The sequence below is a fragment of the Microbacterium sp. 16-032 genome (assembly GCF_041079455.1).
In the GTDB taxonomy this organism is placed as follows: domain Bacteria; phylum Actinomycetota; class Actinomycetes; order Actinomycetales; family Microbacteriaceae; genus Microbacterium; species Microbacterium testaceum_A.
The window spans coordinates 303189-323197 of sequence record NZ_JBFYGQ010000002.1; the positions used below are offsets into that span (position 1 = coordinate 303189).

16 protein-coding genes are annotated in these 20009 nt (G+C 70.8%); 4 read left to right on the top strand and 12 right to left on the bottom strand.

Going from position 1 to position 20009, the window contains the following annotated elements; translation table 11 throughout:
* Positions 1–237: 237 nt before the first annotated feature.
* Positions 238–2733, bottom strand: coding sequence for a glycogen/starch/alpha-glucan phosphorylase (locus tag AB6V31_RS05100; RefSeq protein ID WP_369364454.1), 2496 nt, complete (start codon positions 2731–2733; stop codon positions 238–240).
* Positions 2734–2908: 175 nt separating this feature from the next.
* On the opposite strand from AB6V31_RS05100, the gene AB6V31_RS05105 reads away from it, so the two are divergent.
* Positions 2909–3718 (top strand): DUF1206 domain-containing protein, encoded by an 810-nt coding sequence (locus AB6V31_RS05105; protein ID WP_369364455.1) that lies wholly within the window; start codon positions 2909–2911, stop codon positions 3716–3718.
* Between the two features lie 9 nt (positions 3719–3727).
* Here AB6V31_RS05105 and AB6V31_RS05110 read toward each other — a convergent pair whose 3' ends face one another.
* The 8 genes from AB6V31_RS05110 to ispG form a co-directional block, all read right to left on the bottom strand.
* Positions 3728–4549 carry an aldo/keto reductase gene (locus AB6V31_RS05110; RefSeq protein ID WP_369364457.1) on the bottom strand — a complete coding sequence of 274 codons (822 nt, stop codon included), beginning with the start codon at positions 4547–4549 and terminating at the stop codon, positions 3728–3730.
* A gap of 91 nt (positions 4550–4640) precedes the next feature.
* Positions 4641–6437: a proline--tRNA ligase gene (locus AB6V31_RS05115; protein WP_369364459.1), complete on the bottom strand. Its 1797-nt coding sequence runs from the start codon at positions 6435–6437 to the stop codon at positions 4641–4643.
* A gap of 47 nt (positions 6438–6484) precedes the next feature.
* Positions 6485–7603, bottom strand: coding sequence for a hypothetical protein (locus AB6V31_RS05120; RefSeq protein WP_369364461.1), 1119 nt, complete (start codon positions 7601–7603; stop codon positions 6485–6487).
* Positions 7600–8127, bottom strand: coding sequence for an RNA polymerase sigma factor (locus tag AB6V31_RS05125; protein WP_369364462.1), 528 nt, complete (start codon positions 8125–8127; stop codon positions 7600–7602). Before AB6V31_RS05125 ends, AB6V31_RS05120 begins: the two co-directional genes overlap by 4 nt.
* A gap of 105 nt (positions 8128–8232) precedes the next feature.
* Positions 8233–8622 carry a type II toxin-antitoxin system VapC family toxin gene (locus AB6V31_RS05130; protein WP_230704371.1) on the bottom strand — a complete coding sequence of 130 codons (390 nt, stop codon included), beginning with the start codon at positions 8620–8622 and terminating at the stop codon, positions 8233–8235.
* A complete protein-coding gene (locus AB6V31_RS05135; protein WP_056227202.1) occupies positions 8619–8855 on the bottom strand; it encodes a type II toxin-antitoxin system Phd/YefM family antitoxin in 237 nt (78 codons plus the stop codon). Before AB6V31_RS05135 ends, AB6V31_RS05130 begins: the two co-directional genes overlap by 4 nt.
* A gap of 46 nt (positions 8856–8901) precedes the next feature.
* Positions 8902–10098 carry a benzoate/H(+) symporter BenE family transporter gene (locus AB6V31_RS05140; protein ID WP_369364464.1) on the bottom strand — a complete coding sequence of 399 codons (1197 nt, stop codon included), beginning with the start codon at positions 10096–10098 and terminating at the stop codon, positions 8902–8904.
* A 75-nt stretch (positions 10099–10173) separates the two neighbouring features.
* Positions 10174–11304: a flavodoxin-dependent (E)-4-hydroxy-3-methylbut-2-enyl-diphosphate synthase gene (gene ispG / locus AB6V31_RS05145; RefSeq protein ID WP_056228466.1), complete on the bottom strand. Its 1131-nt coding sequence runs from the start codon at positions 11302–11304 to the stop codon at positions 10174–10176.
* A 242-nt stretch (positions 11305–11546) separates the two neighbouring features.
* Here ispG and AB6V31_RS05150 point away from each other — a divergent pair, with 242 nt between their 5' ends.
* Entirely contained in the window at positions 11547–13481 is a 1935-nt protein-coding gene (locus tag AB6V31_RS05150) for an anthranilate synthase family protein (protein WP_074694204.1), read from the top strand.
* A gap of 239 nt (positions 13482–13720) precedes the next feature.
* Here AB6V31_RS05150 and AB6V31_RS05155 read toward each other — a convergent pair whose 3' ends face one another.
* A complete protein-coding gene (locus tag AB6V31_RS05155) occupies positions 13721–15037 on the bottom strand; it encodes an RIP metalloprotease (protein ID WP_074694203.1) in 1317 nt (438 codons plus the stop codon).
* Positions 15038–15124: 87 nt separating this feature from the next.
* Between AB6V31_RS05155 and AB6V31_RS05160 the strand changes: the two genes are divergently transcribed.
* A complete protein-coding gene (locus AB6V31_RS05160) occupies positions 15125–16789 on the top strand; it encodes a Mur ligase family protein (protein WP_369364467.1) in 1665 nt (554 codons plus the stop codon).
* Between the two features lie 212 nt (positions 16790–17001).
* Here AB6V31_RS05160 and dxr read toward each other — a convergent pair whose 3' ends face one another.
* Together dxr and AB6V31_RS05170 are read right to left on the bottom strand one after the other, a co-directional pair.
* Positions 17002–18084 (bottom strand): 1-deoxy-D-xylulose-5-phosphate reductoisomerase, encoded by a 1083-nt coding sequence (gene dxr, locus AB6V31_RS05165; RefSeq protein WP_369364469.1) that lies wholly within the window; start codon positions 18082–18084, stop codon positions 17002–17004.
* Between the two features lie 13 nt (positions 18085–18097).
* Positions 18098–19090 carry an FKBP-type peptidyl-prolyl cis-trans isomerase gene (locus AB6V31_RS05170; RefSeq protein WP_369364471.1) on the bottom strand — a complete coding sequence of 331 codons (993 nt, stop codon included), beginning with the start codon at positions 19088–19090 and terminating at the stop codon, positions 18098–18100.
* Between the two features lie 204 nt (positions 19091–19294).
* On the opposite strand from AB6V31_RS05170, the gene AB6V31_RS05175 reads away from it, so the two are divergent.
* The gene (locus AB6V31_RS05175; RefSeq protein ID WP_143017802.1) at positions 19295–19996 is read left to right on the top strand and encodes a 1-acyl-sn-glycerol-3-phosphate acyltransferase; all 702 of its coding nucleotides are present in this window, start codon (positions 19295–19297) and stop codon (positions 19994–19996) included.
* The last annotated feature ends 13 nt before the right edge of the window (positions 19997–20009 follow it).

Below are 20009 nucleotides of genomic sequence, written 5' to 3' on the forward strand. Positions count from 1 at the left end.
GCCGCCTCGACGCCGTCGCCGGTCGGCCAGCCTTCGCAGCCTTTCCGCCAGCGCGCGTGCACAACGCAGGAAGCAACGGCGCCGCGCGCCGCGGCGCCCGCGCGGTTCCGGGGTGCACCGGCCGCGCGGCATCCGAGACTCCGGAGTTGTGCACGCACCAGCCCGCATTCCGGCGCCGGAAACGACGGATGCCGCAACCTCGGGCGAGCGCCCAGGTCGCGGCATCCGGAAACCGCGTCAGCTCACCGGGGTGGCGTGCCAGATGCGGTCGAGGTAGTCGCGCATGGCGCGATCGGACGAGAAGTAGCCGCTGCGCGCGACGTTGAGGATCGCGGAGCGCACCCAGCCGTCCTGGTCGGCGTACGCCGCGTCGACGCGCTCCTGGGCGTCGAGGTAGGTCGAGAAGTCGGCGAGCGCCATGAAACGGTCTTCGTACAGCAGATTCGACACGAGCGGCTCGAACACGGTGCGGTCGCCGCCCGAGAAGGCGCCCGAGGCGATGAGGTCGATCGCGCTGCGCAGCCGCTCGTCCTTCTGATAGAAGTCGGCGGGGCGGTAGCCCTCGGCCCACAGCGCCTCGACCTCGGGCTCGCTCATGCCGAAGAGGAAGAAGTTGTCGTCGCCGACGAGCTTGCGGATCTCGACGTTCGCGCCGTCGTCGGTGCCGATGGTGAGGGCGCCGTTCAGGGCGAGCTTCATGTTGCCCGTGCCCGAGGCCTCTTTGCCGGCGAGCGAGATCTGCTCCGACAGGTCGGCGGCGGGGATGATGCGCTCGGCCAGGGTGACGTTGTAGTTCGCCGGGTAGACGACCTTGAGCTTGCCCTTGACCCGCTCGTCGGCGCTGACCACCTCGCCGACGGCGTTGATGAGGTGGATGATGCGCTTGGCCATGCCGTAACCGGGCGCGGCCTTCGCTCCGAAGAGGAACGTGCGCGCCTGCACCTCGTCGACGTCGAGGCGACCCGAGACGATGCCCTCGTAGGTGCTGACGATGTGCAGCACCTTCAGGGTCTGCCGCTTGTACTCGTGCAGGCGCTTGATCATGACGTCGAGCATGTGCCCCTCGTCGAGCGGCGCCTCACCCCGGGCCTCGAGCACGCTGCTGAGGCGGCGCTTGTTCGAGGCCTTCACCGCGGCGAACCGCTCGCGGAAGTCGGCGTCGTCGGCGAGGGCTTCCAGGCCGCGCAGGCGTTCGAGGTCGACCGTCCAGCCCGCGCCGAGGGCCTCGGTGATGAGGGCCGACAGGTCGGGGTTGGCCAGGCGCAGGAAGCGACGCGGGGTGACGCCGTTGGTGACGTTGGTGAACTTGTCGGGCCACATGGTGGCGAAGTCCTTCAGCACGTTGTCGCGCAGCAGCTGCGAGTGCAGCTCGGCGACGCCGTTGACCTTCGAGCCCGCGACCGTGGCGAGGTAGGCCATCCGCACCGAGCGCGAGGGGTGCTCGCCGATGATCGACATGTTGCGGATGAGCATCTCGTCGTCGCCGAAGCGCTCGCGCACCTCGAGCAGGAACTCGTCGTTGATGCGGTAGATGATCTCGAGGTGGCGCGGCAGCAGGCGGCCGAGCAGGTCGACCGACCAGACCTCGAGCGCCTCGGGCAGCAGCGTGTGGCAGGTGTACGCGAAGCACTTCTGGGTGATCGCCCACGCGGCATCCCACTCGAGCTTCTTCTCGTCGACGAGCACGCGCATCAGCTCGGGCACCCCGATCACCGGGTGGGTGTCGTTGAGCTGGAAGATCACGCGCTCGGGAAGCTTCTCGAGGTCGAAGTCGTCGGGCAGCACGTTCTCGATGAAGTCGGCGATGGATGCCGCGACGAAGAAGTACTGCTGCTGCAGGCGCAGCTCCTTGCCCTGGGGCGTGGAGTCCTCGGGGTAGAGCACCTTCGAGATGTTCTCGGCGAAGGTCTGCGCGCGCACCGACTCGACGTAGTCGCCGGAGTTGAAGGTGTGCAGGTCGAAGGCGTTGGTGGCCACCGCGCGCCACAGGCGCAGCGTGTTCACGCGACCGTTGTGGTAGCCCGGGACCATCATGTTGTAGGGCACCGCGAGCACGTTCCACTCGGGGATCCAGCGCGTGCGCTCGACGCCCTCGTCGTCGTAGGTCTCGGTGCGGCCGGCGAACGAGATCGTCTGCGCCGCCTCGGGGTGGGCGAAGTCCCAGGGGGATCCCATGCGCAGCCACGCGTCGGGCTGCTCGACCTGCTGCCCCTCGGCGAAGGCCTGGCGGAAGATGCCGTACTCGTAGCGGATGCCGTAGCCGATGGTGGGGATGCTCATCGTCGCGAGCGAGTCGATGAAGCAGGCCGCGAGGCGGCCCAGACCGCCGTTGCCGAGCCCCGGCTCGATCTCGACCTGGCGCAGGTCGTCGATGTCGATGCCGCACTGCGCCAGAGCCTCGGTGGCGATGTCGGTCAGACGCGCCGCGAGGAGGTTGTTGTCGAGCTGGCGCCCCAGCAGGTACTCGGCCGAGAGGTAGCAGACGGTCTTGTTCTGCTGGGCCTTCTGCTGCGCGCGATCGTCGAACCAGCGCGCCATGAGGTAGTCACGCACGGTGTAGGCCAGGGCGAGGTACTGGTCGTTGACATCGGAGGTCGACAGCGTGACGCCCTGGTCGAAATTGAGGTTCTGCAGGAACTGCTTCGCGAAGCCGTCGACGGATGCCGCGGGGGCGACGACCGGCGCGATCGCGAGCGGGTGAGTGGGGCGCAGCTCAGCGGTGTTCTCGGGCATGATCCGACCGTAATCAGTGCGGCCCGCTCACGCCAACGCGGAACGGGAACGACACACGATCTTCACCCCGGCGCCGCATGACGCCTCCCCCCGACCCCCTCGCCGCGCTCGTCGCGGAAGGCGCGGACGCACAACCGGATTGTCGCCCGGCGGCCAACCCGCGTACGGTTCCCGAGTGTCCACCTCCGCTCGCGAAGCCGCCCGGGACGCGGAGGCCAACCCCGCGTTCCGCATCGCCGCGCGCGCGGGGTACGCGGCCAACGGCATCCTGCACCTTCTCATCGGCACTCTGGTGATCGCCGTCGGCTTCGGCGCGACCGAGGACAGCGACCAGACAGGGGCGTTCCGCGCGGTCGCCGCGGTGCCCCTCGGAGCGGCGGCACTGTGGGCCCTCGCCGTCGGACTCGTCGCCCTCGGTGCTTGGCACCTGCTGCAGGCGTTCGCGCCGCGCCATCTGTCGGTGTGGCGACGCATCGGACGAATCTTCACCGAAGCTCCGCAGGGCCTCGTGTTCGTCGCGATCGGCCTCGTCTCGGCATCCGTGGCCCTGGGGGCCCGTCCGAGGGCGGAACAGGCGGCCGAAGACCTCAGCCAGGGTGTTCTCACCTGGCCGATCGGCGGATTCGTGCTCGGTGCGGTCGGTCTCGCGGTGGCGGCGGTCGGTATCGGCTTCGTCTGGATGGGCCTGCGCCGGTCGTTCCACTCCAAGGTGCGCACGCCCGCCGGGCCCGGGGGCTTCGCCCTCACGGTGCTCGGTGTGCTCGGGTTCGTCGCGAAGGGCGCGGCACTGCTGATCGTGGGCGTGCTGGTGGTCGTCGCCGCCGTCACCGTCGAGCCCGACACCGCGGGCGGACTCGACGGCGCCACCGCCGCCGTCGTGGCGCTGCCCGCCGGTCCCGTGCTCGCCTGTCTCGTCGGGGCGGGATTCCTCGCCTACGGCGTCTTCACGGTCTTCCGCGCACGCTACGCCCGCCTCGACGCCTGAGCTCGGGCCTCAGTCGAGGTCGGGGTCGCGACCCGTGCGCTCACCCGTGTCGAGGCCCGCGATGGCCGCGCGGTCGTCGTCGTCGAGGGTGAAGTCGAAGACGTCTCCGTTCTCGCGGATGCGGTCGAGCGACACCGACTTCGGGAACACCACGAGGTCCCGATCCAGGTGCCAGCGGATCACGACCTGGGCCGGCGACTTGCCGTACTTCTCGGCGATGCGGGTGAGCACGGGCTCGTCGAGCAGGCCGCCGCGCGCGAGCGGCGCCCACGACTCGGTCACGATGCCGTTCGCGACGTGCCAGTCGACCAGCTCGGTCTGCGGGAAGCGCGGGTGCAGCTCGACCTGATTCACGGCAGGCAGCAGTCCGGTCTCGTCGCGGAGGCGCTCGAGGTGCACGACCGAGAAGTTGCTGACGCCGATCGACGTCGCCCGCCCCTCCTGCTGCAGGCGCTGGAGCGCCTTCCAGGTGTCGACGTAGCGGTCGGCGCTCGGGATCGGCCAGTGGATGAGGTACAGGTCGACCCGGTCGAGCCCGAGCTTCGCGGCGCTGGTGTCGAAGGCCCGCAGCGTCTCGTCGAACCCCTGGTCGTCGTTCCACACCTTGGTGGTGACGAACACCTCGTCCCGCTCGAGGCCCGACGCGCGCAGCCCCTCGCCGACCTCCGCCTCGTTGCCGTAGAGCGCGGCCGTGTCGATGTGGCGGTACCCGGCGGCGAGCGCGCCCTCGACGAGGCCGGCGGTCACGTCGGCCGGCACCTTGTACGTGCCGACGCCGAGCTGCGGGATGGTGGAGCCGTCGGACAGGGACAGACGGGGAGCCGAGATCATGGCATCCACGCTACCGATGCCGGCGCACGGGTGGACGACGAAACGGCATCCCTCCCGGCGGATGCGGGACGGATGCCGTTTCGGTACGGGATCAGCGCGTGAGCGCCGCGACGGCGTCGTCGACCGACACGGTGTCGCGTTCGCCCGTGCGGCGGTCCCAGAGCTCGACCTGGCCCTCGGCCGCGCCGCGACCGACGATGAGGATGCGCGGGATGCCGACGAGCTCGGCGTCACCGAACTTCACGCCCGGCGACACCTTGGGGCGGTCGTCGTAGAGCACGTCGAGACCGGCGGCCTCGAGCTGGTCGGAGACGGATGCCGCGAGCTCGAACGCGGCGGCGTCACGGCCGGTCGCGACCACGTGCACGTCGAACGGGGCGACGGACGCGGGCCAGATGAGGCCCTTGTCGTCGTTGTTGAGCTCGGCGATGATCGCGAGGATGCGGGTGACGCCGATGCCGTATGAACCCATCGTGACGGTGGCGAGCTTGCCGTTCTCGTCGAGCACCTTCAGCCCCAGCGCCTCGGCGTACTTGCGGCCGAGCTGGAAGACGTGGCCGATCTCCATACCGCGGGCCAGCTCCACCGGGCCGGAGCCGTCGGGGGCGGGGTCTCCCGCGCGCACGGTCGAGACCTCGACGAAGCCGTCGCCGACGAAGTCGCGGCCCGCGACGAGCGAGTGCACGTGCTTCTGGTCGATGTTGGCGCCCGTGATCCACGCCGTGCCATCGACCACTCGGGGGTCGAGGTAGTAACGGATCTTCGTCGCCGACTCCTCGCCCAGCACGGCGCCGGTCGGCGACCAGGGGCCGATGTAGCCCTTGACCAGCAGGGGGTTCTTCGCGAAGTCGGCCTCGGTGGCCGCCTCGACCTCGGCGGGGGCGAAGGCGACCTCGACGCGCTTGTCGTCGACGTCGCGGTCACCGGGAAGGCCCACGACGACCAGCTCGCGCGTGCCGTCGAGGTGCGTGAGGGCGAGCACGACGTTCTTGAGCGTGTGCGCGGCCGTCCACTGGCTGGCCTCGGCCGTGGCCGGGCCGGCGATGCCGGGAGCCGGGGCGTCGAGGTGCGCGTTCGAGTGGTCGACGAGGGTCGCGATCGTCGGGGTGTTCGGCGAATCGAAGATCACGGCCTCGGGCTGACCCTCGATCGGCAGCGCGTCGGGCACGACGGTCGTGAAGGCCTCGACGTTGGCCGCGTAACCGCCGGCCGAGCGCACGAAGGTGTCCTCGCCGATCGGGGTCGGGTGCAGGAACTCCTCGGACTTCGATCCGCCCATCGCGCCGGCGTCGGCGGCGACGATCACGTACTCGAGACCCAGGCGGGTGAAGATGCGCTCGTAGGCGTCGCGCTGAGCCTGGTACGAGGCGTCGAGTCCGGCATCCGTCGCGTCGAACGAGTACGCGTCCTTCATCGTGAACTCGCGGCCGCGCAGGAGGCCGGCGCGGGGACGCGCTTCGTCGCGGTACTTGTCCTGGATCTGGTAGATCGTCAGCGGCAGGTCCTTATACGACGAGTACAGGTCCTTCACCAGAAGGGTGAACATCTCCTCGTGGGTGGGCGCGAGCAGGTAGTCGGCTCCCTTGCGGTCCTGCAGGCGGAACAGCGCGTCGCCGTACTCCTCCCAGCGGCCCGTGACCTCGTACGGCTCGCGGGGCAGCAGAGCCGGGAAGTGAACCTCGAACGCTCCGGCGTTCGCCATCTCCTCTCGGACGACGGCCTCGATCTTGGCCTTGACCTTCAGACCGAGAGGGAGCCACGCGAAGACGCCCGGGGCGTTGCGACGGATGTAACCGGCGCGCACGAGCAGGCGGTGGCTCGTGACCTCGGCATCCGAGGGATCTTCGCGGAGCGTGCGGAGGAAGTACTTCGACAGACGGGTGACCACGAGAGTCGAGTCTAGGGCGCGAGGGCAGGGGGGACGGATGCCAGGGGTCACCCGAGCGCGCCGATGATGTTCTCGGCGAGGGCGCGCATCTGCTCCTGTGTGAGATCCGTGCCCACCGCCTCGATGATTCCCCCGTCGGCGTCCGCCCGCAGGCGCCCGTCGACCCCGTTCGCGGGTGGGATCCACCAGGCCGCTCGGGCACCGTTGACCTGAACCGGAATGCCCCCGAACCGCTCCACCTCGCTCGCATCGGATTGCGCACCGGCGGCGATGCTGAGTCGCAGTGTGAAGTAGTCCGGATCGTCGTAGACGGGAGGGGCGACCGAGCACCAGGCGGCGGCGCCGCGCCCGGTGAGAACGTCCCACTCTTGACCCTGCGGCACGTTGTCGGTTCCCACCGGTTCAAGTCCGACACGGCCAAGGGTCTGCTCGACGGCGCCACGGAGACGGTCCTGACAGCCATCGAGATGCCAGGCCGCCGCCGGAAGCGCCCGCTCGATTCCCGGCGAGGCGGCAGCGCGCGACCCCACCGCCGCTACCGCGTCCAACGCCACGGAGGCGCTGCTCGCGTACGCGGACACCCACGCGTCCCCGAAGCGTTCCGAATAGTCGCATGGTCCGCCCTCGCAGACCGGGGCGACGCCGATTCTCGCGCGGACGGCGTCCGGCACGACGGAGTAGGGGAGAACGGTGACGCCCACCGACTGCCACCCCGAGGAGTCCTGCGTCCGCCAGTGGCACGAGACCCCGCCCAGCGATCGAGCGTCCCAGACGGACAGCCCCTCCCACAGACGCATCGGAACACCGACCACCGAAGATGCCGCATCGGCATCGAGCACAGCCGAACAGTCGCCGCCGAAAGCGAGGACGGGCGCCGTGGCCAGGGGGGTAGGTGCCGGGGTTGGGGTTGGCGCGACCGTCGGCGTCGGGGTCGGCACCGGCGCCACGGTGGCGGTCGGGCTCGGCGACGGCGTCGTCGCGATCTCGGGCGCGCTCAGCGTCGAGGTCACCGCCACTCCCCCGGCGATCGCGACCACCAGAGCCGCCGCCACGGAGCCCGCGATCCAGGTGTTGCGGTGCGCCCCGACGGGCGTGATGTCGTGGGCGCCGCCCACGATGCGGGCGCGCAGGGCCGCGCGCTCGGAGGGCGTCAGTTCGTCGTTCATGCCCGTGCCCCTTCCATCGCGACCTCGTCGCGCAGTTTCGCTTTGGCGCGGGCGAGCCGCGACTTCACCGTTCCCGCCGGGATGCCGAGGGCCTGAGCGACCTCGCGCTCGGCGTAGCCCTCGAGCACCGACAGCACCACGACCGCCTGCTCGCGCTCGGGCAGCCGCTTGAGTGCCGAGAGCACTCCGCTCTTGTCGTGCCCGGCCGTTGCGGCCGCCGCGACCGGTGCTCGATCGAGCAGGGCGCGGTACCTCCTGCTCGAGCGCTCGAGGTTGCGTGCGCAATGCGCGACGGTCGTCAGCAGCCACGGCAGAGGCGACCCGTCGACCAGACGCACCGAGACGCGTTTGCGCCACAGCTCGAAGAACGCCACGGTCACGGCGTCCTTCGCATCCTCGCGATGGGTCAGCAGGCGCGACGCGTGCCGGAACAGGCGCGCGTCATACCGATCGAACAACGCGGCGAGCGCGAGCTCGTCGCCTTGGCGCACCCGGGTCCACAGCCCGGCGTCATCGTCATCCACACTCTCTAATGTCCATGATCCGTCGATCGGTTCACGACCGACGCGGAAGTTTCGGTAACGAAAGGGTGACGGCTCGACTACTCACCTCCCCCGGGCACCCAGGTCTCACCACTGAACGGCGAGGCCCGCCAACCGAGAGAACGCGTCGTCGCTGCTGAGAAGCGTGAGGGACTCCACCATCGCCTGCGCGGCGAGCATCCGGTCGAACGGGTCACGATGATCCCACTGGAGGGCTCCGGCGAGGAGCGCGTGGGTCTCATCGATGGGGAGCCTCTCCGCGCCGAGGCGATCGAGATGGCGCGCGTAGCCCCCGACGAGCGCGTCAGCGTGCGGGAGCTTGCCGATCCTCTGCTTCGTCGAGATCTCCCACGCCGAGGCGGCGGACACGACGATCGTCGACGACGGGTCGGCGAGGATCGTCGAGGAGGCCGGGCCGAGGCGATCCGGGGCGGTCAGCGCCCAGAGGAGCGTGTGCGTGTCGAGCAGATACCTCACGCACCGACCTCCCAGGCGGAGAGCTCCCCTTCGGGCAGGGGGTCGGAGAACGACTCCGGGACCGCGTAGGCCACGAAGCCCAACTCCCGCTCCGCCGGCGGCTCGACTGCGACCAGCCGCGCGGCCGGGGTATCGCCCCGCGCGATGACGACCTCGTCGCCGCGTTGCACGGAGGCGATGAGGGCGGACAGGTGCGTCTTGGCGTATTGCACCTTCACTCGCGACGTCTTCATGCGACCAGACTCGCACCCACCTCCGACGTTGGTCAACCTCACTTGGTCAACCCGGGCACGCGGCGCGGCGCCGTCCCACGTGCAGGACGCTACGCACGACGAGCCCCGCCAGCAGCGCCCAGAAGGCCGCGCTCACCCCGAACACCGCGATCCCGGATGCCGCGACGAGGAAGGTCACCACGGCCGGCACCCGCTCTCCGGGGTCGTCGATGGCCTGCTGCACGGCGGAGCCGAACGCGCCGAACAGGGCCACCCCGGCCACCGCCGGGATGACGCCGGCGGGGGCGAGCAGCACGATCGTCGCGAACGCCGCCGACAGGGCGCCGAGCACGAGGTACGTTCCCCCCGCCGAGACGCCGGCCACCCAGCGCTTCTTCGGGTCGGGGTGGGAGTCGGGGCCCGCCGCGATCGCCGCGCTGATGGCACCGAGGTTCATCGCGTGTCCGCCGAAGGTCGCGGCGGCCGCCGAGCCGAGGCCGGTGACGAGCATCGCGGGACGCCAGGGGACCGTGTAGCCGAGGCTGCGCATCACGGCGACCCCGGGGACGTTCTGCGACGCCATCGTCACCACGAACAGCGGCAACGCGATCCCGATGACCGCGCCGACCGTGAGTTCGGGGGCGGTGAACTCCAGCCGGGGCAGGAGCGAGGCGGCATCCGCGTTCACTCCCGTGCGGGTGAGCTCCACCGCGACCACCGCGATCGCCGCGACGAAGGCGAGCGGCACGGCCCACCGGGGAAGCAGACGGGATGCCACGAGCCACACGATCAGCACGGGGGCCACTCCCCACGGGTCGTCGACGAGCCCGACGAACGGTGCGACGCACAACGGCAGCAGCACGCCGGCGAGCATCGCCTGCGCGATCGAGGGAGGGATGCGGGCGATCAGCGCGCCGAGCGGCGGGAACAGGGCCGTGCACAGGATCAGTGCCGCGCAGACGAGGAAGCCCCCCACGACCGCAGGCCAGCCGCCGTCGACGGCGCCGGTCGCCGCGAGTAGCGCGACGCCGGGGGTCGACCAGGCGACGGTGATGGGGATGCGGTAGCGACCGGCCAGCACGATGCAGCCCACCCCGACGACGAGGGTGATGGCGAGCAGTCCGCTCGCCGCCTGCGCGGGCGTCGCACCCACCGCCCGCAGGCCCGTGAGCACCACCGCGAAGGTGCTGGTGAAGCCGACGAGGGCGGTGACGACGCCGGCGATGAGCGGGCGGGCGAGGGAGGCGCGTGCAGTCTCGGTCATGAGACTTCCGACGCTATCGGAACAAAAGCCGACAGCCGACGCTCAGATGAGCGCCGAGCGCATCGGGTGACGCGGTCAGGCGGTGATGACCTGCGCGGTACCGGTGGCGGCGTCGGGGCCCATCTCGGCCGCGAGACGGTTCGCCTCGGCGATCAGCGTCGCCACGATCTCGCTCTCGGGCACGGTCTTGACGACCTCGCCCTTCACGAAGATCTGCCCCTTGCCGTTGCCCGAGGCCACACCCAGGTCGGCGTCGCGCGCCTCACCGGGTCCGTTGACGACGCAGCCCATGACGGCCACGCGCAGCGGGACGGTCATGTCCTTCAGGCCCTCGGTCACGTCGTCGGCGAGCGTGTACACGTCGACCTGGGCGCGACCGCACGAGGGGCACGAGACGATCTCGAGCTTGCGCTCGCGGAGGTTCAGCGACTGCAGGATCTGGTGACCGACCTTGACCTCTTCGGCCGGCGGAGCCGAGAGCGAGACGCGGATGGTATCGCCGATGCCCTCGGACAGCAGGATGCCGAACGCCGTGGCGCTCTTGATCGTGCCCTGGAACGCGGGTCCGGCCTCGGTCACACCAAGGTGCAGCGGCCAGTCGCCCCGCTCGGCGAGCAGGCGGTAGGCCTTCACCATGACGATCGGGTCGTTGTGCTTGACCGAGATCTTGAAGTCGTGGAAGTCGTGCTCCTCGAACAGCGAGGCCTCCCACACGGCGCTCTCGACGAGCGCTTCGGGGGTGGCCTTGCCGTACTTCTCGAGCAGGCGGCGATCGAGCGATCCGGCGTTGACGCCGATGCGCAGCGAGACGCCGGCGTCTTTCGCGGCCTTGGCGATCGCGCCGACCTGGTCGTCGAACTTGCGGATGTTGCCCGGGTTCACGCGCACCGCACCGCACCCGGCGTCGATCGCCTGGAAGACGTACTTCGGCTGGAAGTGGATGTCGGCGATGACCGGGATCTGGCTCTTCTTCGCGATGATGTGCAGCACGTCGGCGTCGTCCTGCGACGGCACGGCGACGCGCACGATCTCGCATCCGGATGCCGTGAGCTCGGCGATCTGCTGCAGCGTGGCGTTGATGTTGGTGGTGGGCGTCGTGGTCATCGACTGGACGCTGACGGGAGCGTCGCCACCGACGAGCACCTTGCCGACCCGGATCTGGCGGGTCTTGCGACGGGGCGCGAGGGTCTCCGGCACGCGGGGCATTCCGAGGTTCACAGCAGGCACGGGCTCAGCCTACGCCGCCCTCACCGCACGGCGCCTGAACCGGTGCCGAAAGGCTGCTGTGGTAGGTTCGGCGCCATGCGCGCTCACACATCCTGGTGGCCCACCGTTTAGGCGGTGCGCACGCATGCAACAGACCGCCCTCCCCCTGGGGAATCCGGCGGTCTTCGTGTTTTCGGCGGCCGCGACGAAACCTCGCTCAGCACAGACGGAAAGACATCTCGATGACCGGGCTCGACCCCTCTCCCCTGCTCTCGGACCTCGCCGCAGGTTCCGCCCCCTTCGCCCTCATCGCCCGTGACGGGGCGACCGTCGAGGTCCTCACCGGCGACGTCGTCGACGTCGAGCTCCTCGCCGACATCCCGTTGACGGATGCCGACGGCGTCGCCCGCGAGGTGCTCGCGCTCGTCCCGTACCGACAGGTGCGCGAGCGCGGCTTCGTCTGCCACGACGACGGGGCCCCGCTGCGCTGTCTGGTGATCGGCGACCGCGTGTCCCTGCCGCGGGCTGAGGCCATGGCATCCCTCCCCTCCTCCCCCGTGCCGTTAGCGGACGCCGGCTTCGACATCAGCGACGAGGACTACGCCCGCATCGTGCGCCGCGTGATCGCCGACGAGATCGGCCGCGGCGAAGGGGCGAACTTCGTCATCCGTCGCGACTTCGTCGCCGGCGTCGACGTCGACCCCCGGATCGCCGCTCTGACGTGGTTCCGCGCGCTGCTCGAGCACGAGAAGGGCGCGTACTGGACGTTCGCTGTCGTCACCGACGATCACATCGCGGTGGGCGCGAGCCCCGAGGCGCACGTGAGCGCGAAGGACGGCGTCGTCACGATGAACCCCATTTCGGGCACCTTCCGCCACCCCGCCGGCGGCGCGACCGCCGAGACCCTGGCGGAGTTCCTGCGCTCGACCAAAGAGACCGAAGAGCTCTTCATGGTCGTCGACGAAGAGCTGAAGATGATGAGCGCCGTCTGCAGCGACGGCGGTCGGATCACCGGGCCGCACCTCAAAGAGATGTCACGGCTCACGCACACCGAGTACATGCTGCGCGGCTCGAGCGACCTCGACCCCCGCGACATCCTGCGCGAGACGATGTTCGCCCCCACCGTGACCGGCTCGCCCATGCAGAACGCGTGCACGGTGATCGCCCGCCACGAGACCGTCCCGCGCGGGTACTACTCCGGTGTCGCGGCGCTGTTCACCCCGAACGGCTCGACCGAGGGCCCCACGCACGACCTCGACGCGCCGATCCTCATCCGCACCGCGTACCTGGTCGACGGGCGACTGCGCGTCCCCGTGGGCGCGACCCTCGTGCGTCACTCCGATCCCGACGGCGAGGTGGGCGAGACCCACGGAAAGGCGGCGGGCGTGCTCGGAGCCATCGGAGCGATCCCGCGGGACGCTCCCGCCGTTCCGGCCGGCGCCGACCCCGACGCTCCGGCCGCGGCCCGCCGGCCGTTGGCCGAAGACCCCGCGATCGCCGAACTGCTGACCTCGCGCAACGACCGTCTCGCACCGTTCTGGATGAACCCGCAGGACCCCGACGGATCGGGCCCCTTCGCGGGCCGTACGGCGCTGGTGGTGGATGCCGAGGACCGCTTCACCACGATGCTCGCGCATCAGCTGCGTCACCTGGGCCTGGACACCCGCATCGTGCCGTGGTCGGAGGCGACGGACGACGAGATCGACGCCGCCGACCTGGTCGTCTCGGGTCCCGGGCCCGGCGACCCGCGCGACGACAGCCCCCGGATGAGCGTGATGCGTCACGTCGTCGGGCGCCGCACCGCGCGTCGCGATCCGCTTCTCGCTGTGTGCCTGAGCCACCAGATCCTGGCCGACTCGCTCGGCATCGAGCTCATGCCGCTCGATCGGCCCCACCAGGGTCTCCAGAAGAGCGTCGACGTCTTCGGCGAGGACGCCTCGATCGGGTTCTACAACACCTTCACCGCGCGGGTGAATCCGGGCGACCGACGGGGGATCTTCTACGGCCCGGGCGCACCCGTCACCGACTTCGAGATCGACGTCGCGGCCGATCCGGTGACCGGCGACGTCTACGCCCTGCGCGGGCCCGGATTCGCGAGCGTGCAGGGTCACCTCGAGTCGATCCTGTCGCGCGACGGCATGCGCACGCTGGAGCGCTTGATCGCCCACGCGCTCTGAGCACGGTGCGGCTCGCCGGAGAGCCGGGAGGGCGCGACCGCGTGCCGGGCTCGGGAGTCCCGGGGCCGTCGGGCGCGACCGCGTGCCCGGCTCCGGAGTCCCGGGGCCGTCGGCCGGTTCCGCCGCGCTGCGACGCCAGGAGACGCCTATCCGATCCGGAGCCCAGGACGCCCCGCCCCGCCCGCCGAGGACGGCACGTCATGCAGAGCACGGCCGACGGGCGAGCCGATCCGCCGCGGCTAGAGCAACTGCACCGGGTTGAAGATGTCCGCGAGGAACAGCACACCGCCGGTCGCGACCAGAAGCACCACGACGACGAACGTCACGGGCACGAGCTTCGTGGCATCCACCGGCCGGGCGACTTTGCCGCGCAGGCGCGCGATCTGCCTCTTGATGCCGTCCCACAGCGCGACCACGACATGGCCGCCGTCGAGCGGGAGCAGCGGGATGAGGTTGAAGACGAAGAGGGCGACGTTCAACCCGCCCAGCAGGGAGATCATCACCTGCACGCGGTCGAGGATCGGCGCGTCCACGGCGGCGATGTCGCCCGCGAGACGGCCCGCCCCCACCACGCTCATGGGGCTGTTCGCGTCGCGGGGCTGGCCGCTGAGGGTGTCGACGGCGACCTCGTAGATGCGGACGGGGAACTGCGACACGATCTGCGCGACCGAGCCGATGTACTGGCCCGTCGCCTGAAGGCTCGTCCCGATCGGCTGGCGGACGAGGGCGCTCTGCGGGCTGATCCCGGCGAAACCGACCGTCTGATACTCGGTCGCACCCGACGCGTCGACGACGGGCCGGCCGTTCGCATCGGTGACGGCCTTGTCGGTGGTCGCGGGGGTGAACTGCACGGTGCGCTGCGCGCCGTCACGGTCGATGACCACCGACAGCTGCTGGCCGGGCGAGCGCTGGATGATCGCCGCGGCCTCGGCGAACGTCGACACCGGCGTGCCGTCGATCGAGACGAACTTGTCCCCGGGCTGGATGCCCGCGGCGGCCGCGGGGGCGACGGGATCGCTGGGGGTGCAGTCGGTGCGGTTCTGGCTCGCGGGGATGACGCACTGCGAGACGGAGGCGACGGTCGTCGTGCCCTGCTGGATGCCGATGCCGCTGAGGGCGATCGCGAAGAGCACGACGGCGAGGACGAGGTTCATCACGGGGCCGCCGAGCATCACGATGATCCGCTTGTAGACGGGCAGTTTGTAGAACACGCGATCGTCGGAGGCGATGAGGGTCTCGGCGTTGGCGTCGCGGGCGTCCTGGATCATCGTCGCGAAGAAGCGCGAGCGCTTGGTGCCGGGCTTGGCGTCGTCGGGAGCCGGCGGGTACATGCCCGCCATCGAGATGAAGCCGCCCAGCGGCAGGGCCTTGAAGCCGTACTCCGTCTCGCCGATCCGCTTGGACCAGAGCGTCGGGCCGAAGCCGATCATGTACTGGCCGACGCGCACGCCGAAGAGCTTGGCGGGCAGCAGATGCCCGACTTCGTGCAGCGCGATCGAGACGGCCAAGCCGAGCACGAGCACGATGACGCCGATGAGGAACGCGATCGCAGTCACCCGCCGACGATACCGCCGGACGCCTTTGAACCGCCCGTGCGGCTGCGATGCGGTGCCTGTGCGACACCGGATGAGAGAATGGTCTCGATGCCCTCCGACGCCCCCTCGAACCTGCCGCCCGTCCTCCGACCGGAGAACCCGCCGCGACGCGACCTCGCCGAACTCGCCCGACGCTACGGCGTGCGCACCGTCGGAGACGTAGACGGCACGACTCTCACCGGCATTACGCTGGCCACCGCCGACCTGCGCGCCGGAGAGGCCTTCGTCGCCATCCGCGGCGTCAACCGGCACGGTGCGGAGTTCGCGCCCACCGCCGCCGCACGCGGTGCGGTCGCCGTCATCACCGACGCCGCGGGCGCCGAGATCGCCGGTCCCGCGGGTCTTCCGATCGTCGTCGTGGACGATCCCCGCGCGCTCCTCGGCGAGCTCTCTGCGTGGGTCTACGGCACCGGTCCCGACGACCAGCTCCCCCAGCTGCTGGCCACCACGGGCACCAACGGCAAGACCAGCGTCTCGCACCTGCTCGAGGGGATCCTCGACCAGCTCGGCGTCGTGACCGGGCTGTCGTCCACCGCCGAGCGGCACATCGCGGGCGAGGTCATCGTCTCGCGCCTGACCACCCCCGAAGCCTCCGAGTTCCACGCCCTCCTCGCGCTCATGCGCGAACGCGGCGTGCAGGCGGTCGCGGTCGAGGTGAGCGCCCAGGCGCTGACCCGTCACCGCGTCGACGGACTGGTGTTCGACGTCGCGGGGTTCACCAACCTCACGCACGACCACCTCGACGACTACGCGGACATGCGCGAGTACTTCGAGGCGAAGCTCCCCCTCTTCCGCCCCGACCGCGCCCGCCGCGGTGTCGTCTGCCTCGATTCGGCGCCCGGCGCCGAGATCGCCGCTCGCGCGGAGATCCCGGTCGTGACCATCGCGACCCCCGCCATCAGCGAAGACGCCGCCGCCGCGGCATCCGCCGATTGGACCGTCGACATCGTCGACGAACGCCAGGAGGGCACCGAGTTCACCCTGAGCGACGGCAAGGGTCGCTCGTTGACCACCGTCGTCCCGGTGATCGGCCGCCACATGGCCGCCAACGCCGGTCTCGCGATCGTCATGCTCCTCGAGGTCGGATACACCTGGGAGCACCTCTACAGCACTCTCGACGGCTCGCACATCGAGGCCTCGCTGCCCGGCCGCACGCAGCTCGTCTCGGGGGCCGAGGGCCCCGCGGTCTACGTCGACTTCGGTCACTCCCCCGACGCGTTCGAGAAGACGCTCGCCGCGGTCCGCCGGGTGACCCCGGGCAAGGTCGTCATGGTGTTCGGCGCCGACGGCGACCGCGACGCCACTAAACGCCACGACATGGGCCGCACGGCGGTCGAGGGCAGCGACATCCTCGTCGTCACCGACCACCACCCCCGTCACGAGAACCCCGACACGATCCGCGAGGTCCTCGTCGAGGGGGCGCGTCGAGCGCGACCGGATGCCGAGATCCTCGAGTTCACCCCGCCCGAGCGCGCGATCCTCGAGGCCGTGAAGCTCGTCGGCGAGGGCGACGCGATCCTCTGGGCCGGCCCCGGTCACCAGGACTACCGCGACATCCGCGGGGTGCGCACGCCCTACTCGGCGCGCGAGCTGTCGCGTCGCGCCCTGCGCGCGGCCGGATGGCCCGTGCCCGACCCGCAGTGGCCCGTGCCCTACCCGACCGACAGCACCCCGTCGTCCGACCCCGAGCGCCCGGTGGAGTTCCCGGCCTGAGGCGCGGGTAACGCGGCATCCCGTCCCCCTGGCCCGGCTCAGGGGCCCTCCAGCCGAGGACGGTGAGCCGCAGGGCTTGACCCCCTCGGGGACCTTCCCCTACGAGGGGCGAGCCCGCCGGGGTCAGCGCACGCGCGGGCCCCTTCGACAGGCTCGGGGACCTCTCCCATCACGAGGGGGCTGAGCTCGTCGAACCCGCCGCCCGGCCCGCCTCAGCGCGCGGCGATAAGCGCGTCTGCCGTGCGACGCGCCCAGGCCTCGGCCTCGGCGAGGGACTCGCGGGTGAGCGTCGTGGGCGGCTCGTGGCGATCGACCACGCGTTCGATCAGTTCGACGATCTCGAGGAAACCCAACCGTCCCTCGTGGAACGCGTCGACGGCCTGTTCGTTGGCGGCGTTGAAGACGGCGGGGTAGGTCGCCCCGGCCCGTCCGACCTGTTTCGCGAGGGCCACCGAGCCGAAGGCCTTCTCGTCGAGCGGCTCGAATGTCCACTCCGAGGCGCGGGTCCAGTCGAGCGGGGCGCCGACACCCGAGATCCGGTTCGGCCAGTCGAGCCCCAACGAGATGGGGAGCCGCATGTCGGGCGGCGACGCCTGGGCGATGGTCGAGCCGTCGACGAACTCCACCATGGAGTGCACGATCGACTGCGGGTGGACGGTCACGGCGATGCGGTCGTACGGCACGTCGAAGAGCAGGTGCGCTTCGATCACCTCGAGGCCCTTGTTGACGAGGGTGGCCGAGTTCGTCGTGACGACGCGCCCCATGTCCCACGTCGGGTGAGCAAGGGCTTCGGCGGGGGTGACGTTCTGCAGCTCGTCCCGCGAGCGCCCACGGAAAGGGCCTCCGGATGCCGTGAGCACGAGCCGACGCACCTCGCCGGCGTGACCGGATCGCAGCGCCTGCGCGATCGCCGAGTGCTCGGAGTCGACGGGCACGATCTGCCCCGGCGCGGCGAGGGCGGTGACGAGGTCGCCGCCGACGATCAACGACTCCTTGTTGGCGAGCGCGAGGGTGCGTCCCGTTTCGAGCGCGGCGATCGTGGGGCCGAGTCCGACCGATCCGGTGATGCCGTTGAGCACCACGTCGGCCTCGACGTCGCGGACGAGCTGCTCCGCCTCGACCGCGCCGAGGGCCGTGTGCTCGACGCCGAAGGCCGCGGCCTGGGACTCGACGCCGGCGCGATCGGTGCCGGCGGCGAGTCCGACGACCTCGAATCGGTCGGCGTTGTTCGCGATGACGTCGAGCGCCTGCGTGCCGATCGAACCGGTGGAACCGAGGATGAGGACGCGGCGCATTCCCTCAGCCTACTTAGCCCGCCATGTCGGCGTGCTGGACCCCGAGGATGTCGACGACGAAGAACAGGGTCGAGTTCGCGGGGATGTCGCCCTGGGCCTTGTCGCCGTAGCCCGCGGCGGGCGGGATGACGACGACGACCTGCGAGCCGACCGTCTGCCCCTCGAGCGCCTGGCGGAACCCGTCGACGACCTGGTTGGTCACGAACTGGGCCGGGGCCCCGCGCTGCCAGCTGGAGTCGAAGACCTGACCGCTGTCGTAGAGCGCGCCCGTGTACTGCACGATCACCTGATCGCCCGGGTTCACGACCTCGCCCGCGCCCTGGCGCAGGTTCTCGATGCGGACCTCGGTGGGCGCCGGAGCCGTCGGCTGGGGCAGCATCTGCTTGCCGTCGGCGTTCGTCGTGGTGGTGGGGGCGCCGTTGTCGTCGAACGTCACCGCGGGCATGCCGTCGACGGGAGCGACCTCGGTGCCCTCGGCGCGGGTCGGCAGCTCGGAGAGGGAGTCGGCGACGAGCACGAAGGCGGGCGAGCCCTCGCCGAGCGTGCCGGCGGGGAACGACGAGACGGTGCGCGACCCGAGGGGGGCGCACTCGAGGGCGGCGCCGAAGATCTGCTGCGACGAGATGAGCGTGTCCATGCCGTTCGGCTCGGTGTCGAGCGTCTGGAGCTGGACGGCGCCGGAGGCGGTGTCGATCAACGTGAAGTTCGCCTTGAGGACGTCGCCGGCCTTCACCTGCTGGCCCGTGCCCTCGACGAGGGTCGTGCGCTGCAGGGCGGTGGGGTTGTAGCCGTCGGGGAGGGTGACGCTGACCTTCGACTGGAAGTCTCCCGACACGACGAGACCGTCGGGGGCCGGGGCGTCGGCGAGCGCGCTCTGGCACTGTCCCGCGTCGGCCGAGACGCTCGCGTCGGGCGTCGACGCCTCGTCGGGCGAGCCGGAGCATCCGGCCAGCAGCAGGGCCGCGGCGGCGACGACGGACAGGGAAGCGATCGGGCGGAAGCGCACGGGTGACCTCTCGAAGCAAGACAGGAAGACCCCATCCTCGCGCATTCGTCTTTGCCGCGGCTGGGAGGCCGGTGCGCGTCCTCGCTCGCGCGCGTTCGTCGTGTACACGCGCGCACCATGCGCGCCCGGGCATGCGGCGGCGAGTAGCCTCGACGGGTGAGTTCCGACCTGCCCGCCGAGACCCCCGTGACCGTGCCGGAGCAGATGGGCGCGACCTACCGCCTCGGACGTCTCCTCATCGCCCCCCTGGCGCGTGCCGTGTACCGCCCGCGCATCGAGGGCCGCGAGAACGTCCCGCGCATCGGCCCCGTCATCTTCGCGAGCAACCACCTGTCGTTCATCGATTCCATCGCCATCCCGGTCGCCGCTCCCCGCCCGGTGCACTTCATGGCGAAGTCGGCCTACTTCGAGAAGTGGGCGTCGCGCCAGTTCTTCACGGCGATCGGCGCCATCCCGGTCGAGCGCGGCGCGGGCCAGAAGGCGCTCGAGGCCCTCGACCAACAGCGCGCCCTGCTCGAGGACGGCCGCGCCGTCGCGCTCTACCCCGAGGGCACGCGGTCGCTCGACGGTCGCCTGTACAAGGGCCGGACCGGGGTCGCCTTCCTCGCCCTGCAGACGGGAGCTCCGGTCGTGCCGGTGGGTCTCATCGGCACCGACAAGGTCATGCCGGTGGGCGCGAAGATCCCCACGACCAAGGAGCGCATCACGGTGCGTTTCGGCGCCCCCCTCGATCTCTCCCCGCACGGGGCCGCTTCCTCGGGCCGCGCGCGCCGTGGCGCCACCGACGAGATCATGGCCGCGATCCACGCCCTGAGCGAGCAGGAGCTCGCGAACGCCTACAACGAGGCCCCGGCGCAGAACCCGATCGAGCGCATCAAGCAGGTCCTCCCCCACGAGCGGCTCTGAGCGCCCGCGCCTC

Excerpts from the sequence above, each read along its gene's own strand:
- ispG (WP_056228466.1), bottom strand. The coding sequence starts at position 11,304 with ATGCCCCGCGTGCCGGAGACCCTCGCGCCCCGTCGCAAGACCCGCCAG.
- AB6V31_RS05110 (WP_369364457.1), bottom strand. The coding sequence starts at position 4,549 with ATGATCTCGGCTCCCCGTCTGTCCCTGTCCGACGGCTCCACCATCCCG.
- AB6V31_RS05135 (WP_056227202.1), bottom strand. The coding sequence starts at position 8,855 with ATGAAGACGTCGCGAGTGAAGGTGCAATACGCCAAGACGCACCTGTCC.
- AB6V31_RS05100 (WP_369364454.1), bottom strand. The coding sequence starts at position 2,733 with ATGCCCGAGAACACCGCTGAGCTGCGCCCCACTCACCCGCTCGCGATC.
- dxr (WP_369364469.1), bottom strand. The coding sequence starts at position 18,084 with ATGCGCCGCGTCCTCATCCTCGGTTCCACCGGTTCGATCGGCACGCAG.
- AB6V31_RS05140 (WP_369364464.1), bottom strand. The coding sequence starts at position 10,098 with ATGACCGAGACTGCACGCGCCTCCCTCGCCCGCCCGCTCATCGCCGGC.
- AB6V31_RS05150 (WP_074694204.1), top strand. The coding sequence starts at position 11,547 with ATGACCGGGCTCGACCCCTCTCCCCTGCTCTCGGACCTCGCCGCAGGT.
- AB6V31_RS05120 (WP_369364461.1), bottom strand. The coding sequence starts at position 7,603 with ATGAACGACGAACTGACGCCCTCCGAGCGCGCGGCCCTGCGCGCCCGC.
- AB6V31_RS05160 (WP_369364467.1), top strand. The coding sequence starts at position 15,125 with ATGCCCTCCGACGCCCCCTCGAACCTGCCGCCCGTCCTCCGACCGGAG.
- AB6V31_RS05175 (WP_143017802.1), top strand. The coding sequence starts at position 19,295 with ATGGGCGCGACCTACCGCCTCGGACGTCTCCTCATCGCCCCCCTGGCG.